Origin of the sequence: Novosphingobium sp. B-7 (assembly GCF_000410615.1) — a bacterium.
GTDB classification, from domain to species: Bacteria; Pseudomonadota; Alphaproteobacteria; order Sphingomonadales; family Sphingomonadaceae; genus Novosphingobium; species Novosphingobium capsulatum.
Window position 1 is genome coordinate 1 of record NZ_APCQ01000775.1, and the last position, 8826, is coordinate 8826.

At 63.0% G+C, this 8826-nt stretch carries 6 protein-coding genes and 3 pseudogenes; 6 read left to right on the forward strand and 3 right to left on the reverse strand.

The window, feature by feature from the left end; genetic code table 11:
* Positions 1–380: 380 nt before the first annotated feature.
* Together H926_RS32360 and H926_RS31645 are read right to left on the reverse strand one after the other, a co-directional pair.
* A pseudogene (locus H926_RS32360) lies at positions 381–517 on the reverse strand (transposase); the annotation flags it as partial.
* Positions 518–791: 274 nt separating this feature from the next.
* Positions 792–1817, reverse strand: a pseudogene (locus tag H926_RS31645) (multicopper oxidase domain-containing protein); the annotation flags it as partial.
* A gap of 347 nt (positions 1818–2164) precedes the next feature.
* On the opposite strand from H926_RS31645, the gene H926_RS26475 reads away from it, so the two are divergent.
* The 3 genes from H926_RS26475 to H926_RS26480 are packed head-to-tail and all read left to right on the forward strand — an operon-like array spanning position 2165 to position 5481.
* Complete coding sequence (locus H926_RS26475) at positions 2165–4261, forward strand: TonB-dependent receptor (RefSeq protein ID WP_256380240.1); 2097 nt, start codon at positions 2165–2167, stop codon at positions 4259–4261.
* On the forward strand, positions 4258–4527 hold the full coding sequence (locus tag H926_RS35430; RefSeq protein WP_371256230.1) for a hypothetical protein: 270 nt from the start codon (positions 4258–4260) through the stop codon (positions 4525–4527). The genes H926_RS26475 and H926_RS35430 overlap by 4 nt, the downstream gene beginning before the upstream one ends.
* A 54-nt stretch (positions 4528–4581) precedes the next feature.
* The gene (locus H926_RS26480) at positions 4582–5481 is read left to right on the forward strand and encodes a phytanoyl-CoA dioxygenase family protein (RefSeq protein ID WP_022675950.1); all 900 of its coding nucleotides are present in this window, start codon (positions 4582–4584) and stop codon (positions 5479–5481) included.
* A gap of 385 nt (positions 5482–5866) precedes the next feature.
* On the opposite strand, the gene H926_RS0108730 is transcribed toward H926_RS26480, so the two are convergent.
* Positions 5867–6892: a GlxA family transcriptional regulator gene (locus H926_RS0108730; RefSeq protein ID WP_237740997.1), complete on the reverse strand. Its 1026-nt coding sequence runs from the start codon at positions 6890–6892 to the stop codon at positions 5867–5869.
* A 79-nt stretch (positions 6893–6971) separates the two neighbouring features.
* Here H926_RS0108730 and H926_RS0108735 point away from each other — a divergent pair, with 79 nt between their 5' ends.
* The 3 genes and pseudogenes from H926_RS0108735 to H926_RS0108745 form a co-directional block, all read left to right on the forward strand.
* Entirely contained in the window at positions 6972–8210 is a 1239-nt protein-coding gene (locus tag H926_RS0108735; RefSeq protein WP_371256231.1) for a sarcosine oxidase subunit beta family protein, read from the forward strand.
* Positions 8211–8223: 13 nt separating this feature from the next.
* Positions 8224–8475 (forward strand): sarcosine oxidase subunit delta, encoded by a 252-nt coding sequence (locus tag H926_RS0108740; protein WP_022675953.1) that lies wholly within the window; start codon positions 8224–8226, stop codon positions 8473–8475.
* Positions 8472–8807, forward strand: a pseudogene (locus H926_RS0108745) (2Fe-2S iron-sulfur cluster-binding protein); the annotation flags it as partial. The gene H926_RS0108740 and the pseudogene H926_RS0108745, both read left to right, overlap by 4 nt.
* Between the last annotated feature and the right edge of the window lie 19 nt (positions 8808–8826).

Sequence of the window (8826 nt, forward strand, 5' to 3'; positions counted from 1 at the left end):
GTCGACCCGCGCGTGCGCCAGCGCGAGCGCCAGGCGGCTGAGCACGAGGCGCGCGCACCGAAACCGGCGCAGCCGCGCGATTGGAGCCGCGACATTCAGGCGCGCCAGGATTCGATCCGGCGGGCATATCTCGACCATGCTAATGCACTCGAACGCGGCGACGCCGCCGATCGTCGCCTCGCGCGCGACATCCGCCGGTTCGTCGCCGACATGCCGGTGGCGCTGACGCGACGCCAAGCGCTCGCCGTCGAGCTGCGTCGCGTGCTCGACCAACGGCATGGGAAGGCCGTTCCTGTTGGCGTCTCGTCCGATCCCACGCCACCGGACAAGGGTTGGTATCGTGCAAGCCCTGCGTTCGCGCTGGGACCCGCTAAATGGCCTCGGCGGTGACTGGAGCAATAAGCCAGAAATACACGGATCTGGCTGTTCTCTACCCGTCCGGCCGTCCCGGAATATTGCCGCGCGCCTCGCCCACCGACTGGCTGCCCTTCTTCACGAACCCCGTCTCGTCGACCACAGCCGCGCGTAAAGCGGCGCAAATCAGTTCGAGCGTTTGGCGCAGCACATCCTCGACGTTGTCGATGACGAAATAAGACTACTGATAGTCGTCGTTCCGATACCGTGTCCTTCGGACCCAAGGTGGTCGCGCAACGCGCCGCCAGAATCGTCGACATTGAGGCGCAACTCGCCGGATGGCGCCAACCTTCAGCCCATCCCGGCTCCCCCGAAGATGATGGGCATGATGGATCGTCCAGGCCGACAGCCAGCGCAACCGCATGTCGAACTGCCCGACCAGTTCGGGCGTCGTGCTTTTCGATGTCGGAGCCGTAGTCATCAGTCAGTTGTCGGTGCGACAGAAGGGCGGTCCAAGCCCATATGCCTGCCCGCGCCATGCCGGAGCGGTCGATCGCCTCGCCGACCAGCGTGTAGGCCCGGCTTCCATCCGGAGTGACGATCACGTCGTAGGTCTCGGCGACGGCAATCTGGATTTCGTCGGTCTCGATCGGCTGCACGTACTGGCCGTCCGCCTGCACGACTGTCATCGGCAGGCCGGGAATGCGGACCTTAAAGCTGGTCATCGCCGAGGCATTAATCAATCGCAGCCGGACGCGCTCGCCAGCCGAAAAGAGGGCGGTCCAATTGTCTTTCGGCCCATGTCCGTTGACGAGATAGGTATAGGCTACGCCCGTCACATCAGAGATGTCGGTTGGCGACATCCGCATGCCGCCCCAGCGCAGGCGCTCCTTGAGCGGCTGGTCATGGCCGGCGCCCAACCCGTCGAGGGCCTGCCGCGGGTAGTCGAAATAATCGGGCTCCTGCTTCAGCTTGCGCATGATGGAGTGCGGCATCATCGCGCTGTGGTCGGAGAGCACGATCACCTGCTCGCGATCGTAGGCGACCTGCTCGGGCCCTTCGGGGTCGATCACGATCGGTCCGTAATGTCCTAACTGCTCCTGCAAGCCCGAATGACTGTGATACCAGTAGGTGCCTGCCTGCCTGATTGGGAATTCGTAAACGAAGGTCGAGCGCGGTGCGATGCCGGGGAAGCTGACCCCGGGAACGCCGTCCATGTCGGCTGGCACCAGCAAGCCGTGCCAGTGGATCGAGCTGCTCTCGTCAAGTTCGTTGACGACGGTGAAGCGGACCACCGTGCCTTGCTTCAGCCGGAGCAGCGGCGCCGGAACGGTGCCGTTGATCCCAATTGCGTCGCTGCTCCACCCATCGATGACCATTTTCTGACGAGCGATGACGAGCCGGATATCGGGTCCGCCTAGGCGCTCCGCGCTCGTGGCACGCGCCCATGCATCCTCGGTCACTCAGGCCACGCCAAGCGATGCGCACCGCGCCAAGCAGCTCTACAGACACCGCTGTTACTGGAGATCATGTTCAGCCGCCTCAAGGACCGGCGGCATTCGATGCGCCCAGACCTTCATCGGCGCGATCACCCTCGCCGCAATCGTGCTCTTCTGGCTACCTCTGTGCAAAATCCCAGGCCTAGTGGCCGAAATTCGCCCGAGACATCGGAATTGCATGCTTCATCAAAGCCAGCGGGTCGAACATGTCACTGCGGCGAAGCGAAGCCTTCGCAGCGAGGCGGCTGGCTCAAGGACACCCGGTCCAGCAGACACGCCCCAGCTATGCTCGTAAACGAAATTTCCTGAGAGTGAAGAAATTCCTTGACGCACTGCAGAGTGAGCGCCATTTTTCGCGCGATAAGCCGATCGTTGAAGGAAGTCAGATGCGGAGTTTTCGCGCCGTTCTAATCGGTACTGCCTGCGTTTTCTCGAGTGCAGGAACTGCGTGGGCGCAGGAGACCCTTACCGTTTCTGGCACTGCAGCTCCCGCCCCAACTGACGTTGCCGGTGCTGACGGCGACATCGTCGTGACTGCGCAGCGGCGCAACGAGCGGCTCCAAGATGTGCCTGTATCGATAACCGCTCTGAGCGGTGATCAGCTGGCCGACAAGCGCATCGCCTCACCCACCGATCTCGTCTCCTCCGTGCCTAATCTGCAAGCGGCGTCGACCGTCGGCGAAGGAATCCCGGTCTTCTCCCTGCGTGGCATCTCGATGTCCGACTACAGCATCAACCAGCAGGGTCCTGTAGCCACTTATATCGACGACGTTTACAAGGGCACCTTCCCCCTCCTCCCTGTCGCTCTCTACGATCTCGAACGCGTGGAGGTGCTTCGCGGCCCCCAGGGAACCTTGTACGGCAAGAATACGACTGGTGGTGCGATCAACATCATCAGCCGAAGGCCCGGTTTCAGCACCGAGGGTTATCTTGCGGTCGGGATCGGGAACTACCAACGCTATGAAGCCAATGGTGCCCTCCAAGCCGCTCTCAGCGACAAGGTCGCAGCCCGCGTTGCGTTCACCTTCGCCCGCGCCGACGGCTGGTTCAAGAACAGGCTTCCTGGCCAAGCCGACGCCAACGCGACGCGGCAATATGCGGTCCGCGTGTCCCTCCTCGCCCAGCCGACAGATCGCCTCCAGTTCCTGCTGCGTCTGTCAACCAGCCTGCAGAATCCAACCAATTATGGCATCTTCGCGCGTCCCGCTGCCGATGGCATCGGCGCGGGCGCGTACGAACTTTTTGGGGGCTCGAGCTATTTCAGAACCGGGATCGGCCGGCGAGAACTGGAAAGCGAACATGCCGAGCGCCGCCGCCATCGGACGTACGGCGCATCTCTCACCACGAACTGGAAAGCCACGGACGACCTGACGGTCACCTCCGTCACGTCCTACGACTATGGAAAGCTCTTCATCCCCGAGGATGCCGACGGTAGTCCGCTCAAGGCGGTCGAAGACGACCTAGGCGGGCGAGCACGGCAATTCTCACAGGATCTGCGGATCGCCAGCGATTTCGACAACGGACTGGATTTCATAGCGGGCGCTTATTACAGCCGCGAGACCATCTCTGCTCAGACGACCTATTCATATTTTACCGACATAGATGTCACTAGAAACGGGGTCATAGACGCAGAGGACTGCACCCAGGACTTCCTCACATCTTGCATGTATTCCAACAGATATCATCAGAGGAAGTCGAGCGCTGCCGTCTATGCAGATGTCAACTACGCCCTCTTTCCTCGCCTCATCGCTCGGGCCGGGTTGCGCTACACGCGCGATACCGGGAGGATCAGCGGGTATAACGCGCGGGTTCTTGGGGCCGACGGCACGCCGATAGCGAATACGATCCCGGGCGACCCCGTAGATTTCGATGCCACGGCAAGCGATGGCTTCCGAAAGGGAACGGTTACCGGAAGGGCCGGCGTCGACTACAAGCTGCCTGGCGGGAACCTGCTTTACGCCAGCTATAGCCGCGGTTATCGTGCGAGCGCGTTCAATGCTCAGGCGTACTTCCTGCCGACCGAGTTGAACGTGGCCAAGCCGGAAACGGTGAATGCCTTTGAAGTGGGGTTCAAGTCTCAGTTCTTCGGCCGCGCCGTCACCTTCAACGGATCGGCTTTCTATTACGCCTACAAGAACCAGCAGGCGCTCAGCATCGATCCGGATACGGTCGCGCAGACACTCGTGAACATTCCGACGTCGCGAATGGCGGGGGCGGAGTTCGAACTGAGCGCGCGCCCTGCGCCCCATATCCGTCTCAACGCCGGGCTGGGCTTGCTCAGCACGAAGATCCGGACAGGCCCATCAGCGGTGTGGTCCTGGCCGGGAATCGGCTCCCTAACGCGCCGAGCGTCAGCCTCACGGCCGGCGCAGAGTGGGACGTCATCGATACCGATGGCGGAAAGTTGACGTTGGGTGTCGACGGCAACCATAACTCGAAACAATATTTCGAGCTGATGAACGAGGATCGCATCGCTCAAAAGGGCTATGTGGTCGTGAACGGTCGCGTAGCGTACCGGTCCGGGGACGGGCAGTACGGGATCGCCGCTTGGGCAAAAAACCTGTTCAACCGATACTATTTCCGATCGTCGATCGATGTCACCGGGTTCGGCTTCGATTTCTTCCAGGTCGGAGAGCCGCGGACGTACGGAATCACCGCCGACATGAAGTTCTAGAGGTTGACATAGCCAGCCAGGAAGATTCGCCTTCAATCAAGCAGGAGCCATATCATGAGCGACAAGGGTTTGCGCACATTCCAGCGGAACGATCCATTCGAGCTGATCCTGAAGGGGTTGGATGACGATGGGGGAGTCATCGTCAGAGACTTCATCGATCAGGATCTTCTGGCTCGCCTGAATGAACAGCTTCAGCCCGACATCAAGCATGTTCTTCCCGGATCCGACGATGTCGGCGAAGAAATGGGTGCTTTCTGGGGGAAGCAGACCAAGCGGTTCACGAGGCTGGCAGCGCGCGCTCCGGCCTTCGCAGAGCTGCTTGACCACGACCTTATGCATCGTTGGGCCGCAAGCCAGTTGGAAGGCGACTATTGGCTCAATACCGGACAGGCAATGATCGTGGGGCCAGGTGAGACCGGGCAATTCCTTCATCGCGATACCGTGATTTGGCCGGTGATGGAGACGCTGGGGAGAGACGCCCCGAACTGCCTTGTGAGCATCATGCTCGCTCTGTCCGACTTCACAGAGGAGGTCGGGGCAACGCGTGTGATCCCGCGTAGTCATAAATGGGATGACTTTGCGCGGCAGCCGAATCCGGATGAAACGGTCGGGGCGGTGATGCCTGCCGGAAGCGCGCTGCTGTATATGGGGAAAACGGTTCACGGGGCAGGCGCGAATGTAACCGCGGACCAATGGCGTCATGGACTGCATATGAGCTTCCTTGTAGGGTGGCTGACGCCCGAGGAAGCCTCTCCGCTCGTCGTTCCCTGGGATCTTGTGCGGAACTATCCGCCGCGAGTGCAGCGGATGCTCGGCTATGCGTCGCATGCCCGGGGCGAGAACAAGGCACCCGGAAACTGGCTTATCGATTTCGAAGACGCGCGGAAGTTCTTCGGCGTACCTTTCGAGCGGCCGACGGAAAAGTCGGGCTTCTTGAGCGGCGAACTCGTCTGACGCCATCGGCGTAGAGTGCGCGGGCGGCGTCGCCGGCGGGTTTGCCGCCGCTGCCGTCGCCGGCGTCGCCGGATGCTCACCCTCAGCCTGGATGAGAAATCGGGAGACCTCGACACCGACAGCCTCGCCGCGGCCGGAATCGGACCCTTGGTCGGCAGCAACGGCCACAGCTACGCGCCACGTAGGAATCGAGCGACTGGTTCAACCATCGCCGGCTGGCCCACCCCATCGACAACTCCTGCCTGCCCGCGCCGATACCGTGCTGCCAAGGAGAACATCGATCGGGCGACATGACGGACAGGGACGGCCGCCGGCAAACCCGAGGCGGGCCGGATCGAGCCGCCCACGGAGCCTGGCATCGCTGCCTTGCAGTCCTACCCGGAATTCAGCCGTTCCCTTTCCCTGTCGACGCGTCTCGCGCCGGCCGGCGCTTTCTTGCAGCGGACGGGGTGATCCCGTGGCGTGCCTTGAACGAGCGCGAAAAATGTGCCGCACTCCGGAACCCGCAGGCGAGCGCGACAGCAGTTATCGACATGCCGGTCGATCCGATCAGCTGGGCTGCCTGATCCAGACGGATGCGCAAGTAGATGTCGGTCATGCTCAGCCCAACATGAGCGATGAACAGCCTCTCAAGTTGCCGCAGCGAAATGCCGGCGGCGGAGGCGACCATGGTGCGGTCGCGCGGTTCCTCGATCCAGGCCTCCATCTCCGCGAGTGCACGGAGCACACTATCGTTTGTGACGCCGTAGCGATCGCGCAGACTCTGCCGTTGTGGCCGTTCCGAACCGCGCGCATCCGTCCGTATGAACCACTCGCTCACGCGCCGGGACAGGTCGGAGCCATGCTCGCGTTCGATCATCTCGATCGCCAGATCCAGTCCCGCCGTGCCGCCGGCGCACGTCATCCGGCGTCGATCGACGATGAACAGGCTGGTTTCCACAGCCAAATCCGGGAAAGCATCGCGGAACGCCGCTTCGTGCTCCCAGTGGATGGTCGCTCGATGGCCCGACAGCAATCCGGCCCGGGCAAGCAGGAACGGACCGCCTGAGACGCCCGCCATCGCTGCCCCGCCCTGGGCCAGCTTGCGCAGCCAGCCAAATGTCGGTCGATCGTCGAACGCAGCCGGATCCCCTCCCGCGAAGACGAACATCACGTCGCACAAGACTGGATCACCGACACGAGCATCTGCCATCACACTGGCTCCGTTCGACGCCGGCACGGCCTCCCCCGTGCGCGATACGTGAATCCAGCGGTACAGAGCCTTGCCGGCGAGATCGTTGGCTGCACGAAACGGTTCGATCACGGATGCATAGGACATCAGGGCGAACCCATCGACGAGGAGCAAGCCCAGGACCTTGGTGTGTGCAGACACGTCGTGATTTTCCGTCATGAAGATGACGTATACGGACAAGCGGCGCGATCAAGACCGGAGTAGTTCTTCTGGACCACACCGGTTCAGCCAAAGGCCGCCGTCGATGCATTTCTCACTGATGAGCCTTGCTGCCAACGCGCTGTCGGGCCACCGGAAGTGGCAGCCGACCTGGCGGGATGCCGCCCCGCGCGACGGCTATGACATCGTGATCATCGGGGGAGGCGGCCACGGCCTCGCGACCGCTTATTATCTCGCCAAGGTGCATGGCATCACGCGCGTCGCGGTGGTTGAGAAGGGCTGGATCGGCGGCGGCAATGTCGGTCGCAACACCACGATCATCCGCTCCAATTACGGACTGCCCGGCAACGAGCCCTTCTACGAATGGTCGATGAAGTTGTGGGAAGGCCTGGAGCAGGAGCTCAACTACAACGCGATGATAAGCCAGCGCGGCGTGCTCAATCTGTTCCATTCGGACGGGCAGCGCGATACCTTCGCGCGCCGCGGCAACGCGATGCGCCTCCACGGCGTCGATGCCGGACTGCTGGACAAGGATGCCGTCCGCAGGATGGCGCCCTTCCTGAACTACGATCAGGCGCGCTTTCCGGTGATGGGCGGCCTTTACCAGGCGCGCGGGGGCACGGCGCGGCACGATGCGGTGGCCTGGGGCTATGCCCGTGGCGCGTCGGAACTCGGGGTGGACATCATCCAGAACTGCGAGGTCACCGGCTTCGTCCGCGATGCCGCCGGCGCCGTCACCAGCGTCGATACCAGCCGGGGCCGCATCGGCGCCGGCAAGGTCGGCATGGCCGTGGCCGGCAATTCCTCGCGCGTGGCGGCACTGGCCGATCTGCGCCTGCCGATCGAGAGCCATGTGCTGCAGGCCTTCGTCAGCGAGGGGCTGAAGCCGGTGATACCCGGGGTGATCACCTTCGGCGCCGGTCATTTCTACATCAGTCAATCGGACAAGGGCGGGCTGGTCTTCGGCGGCGATATCGATGGCTATAACAGCTATGCTAGCCGGGGGAATCTGCCGGTCGTCGAGGATGTCTGCGAAGGCGGCATGGCGATCATGCCGATGATCGGCCGCGCGCGGCTGCTGCGCGGCTGGGGCGGCATCATGGACATGTCGATGGATGGCTCGCCGATCATCGATCGCTCGCCGGTGGCCGGTCTCTATTTCAACGGCGGCTGGTGCTACGGCGGCTTCAAGGCAACGCCCGCCTCGGGCTGGTGCTTCGCGCATCTGCTGGCGACCGATGGACGGCACGATACCGCCACCGCCTTCCGCTTCGATCGCTTCCGCACCGGCCATCTCATCGACGAGAAGGGCCAGGGTGCCCAGCCCAACCTCCATTGAGGTGCCTCACACCATGCGCATACCCTGCCCCTTCTGCGGCGATCGCGATGCCCAGGAATTCGTCTATCGCGGCGATGCCAGCCTCACCCGCCCCACCGGCGAAGACGGCTTCTACGACTATGTCTATCTGCGCGAGAACCCCGCCGGCCCGATCGACGAGCATTGGTATCACGCGCAGGGCTGCCGCACCTGGATCGTCGTGACGCGGGATACGCGGACCCACGCCATCGCCGGCGCGCGACTGGCGCAGGGGGCGGCGCGATGAGCCGGCTCGCCAGCGGCGGCCTGATCGATCGGTCGCGCCCGCTTTCCTTCCGCTTCGACGGCAAGGCCTATGGTGGATATGAAGGCGACACGCTGGCCTCGGCCCTGGTTGCCAACGATGTCCGGCTGGTCGGCCGCTCGTTCAAATATCATCGCCCGCGCGGCATCCTGACGGCGGGCAGCGAGGAACCCAACGCGCTCGTCACCCTGCGCGCGGGCGCTCACGCCGAACCGAACACGCGCGCCACGACGATCACCCTGTTCGACGGGCTGGAGGCGACGAGCCAGAACCGCTGGCCCAGCCTCGCCTTCGATATGCTGGCGGTGAACCAGGGGTGACTACACGAAAGTG

Coding starts and splice junctions, on each gene's coding strand:
- H926_RS0108740 (WP_022675953.1), top strand. CDS start 8,224: ATGCGCATACCCTGCCCCTTCTGCGGCGATCGCGATGCCCAGGAATTC.
- H926_RS0108735 (WP_371256231.1), top strand. CDS start 6,972: ATGAGCCTTGCTGCCAACGCGCTGTCGGGCCACCGGAAGTGGCAGCCG.
- H926_RS26480 (WP_022675950.1), top strand. CDS start 4,582: ATGAGCGACAAGGGTTTGCGCACATTCCAGCGGAACGATCCATTCGAG.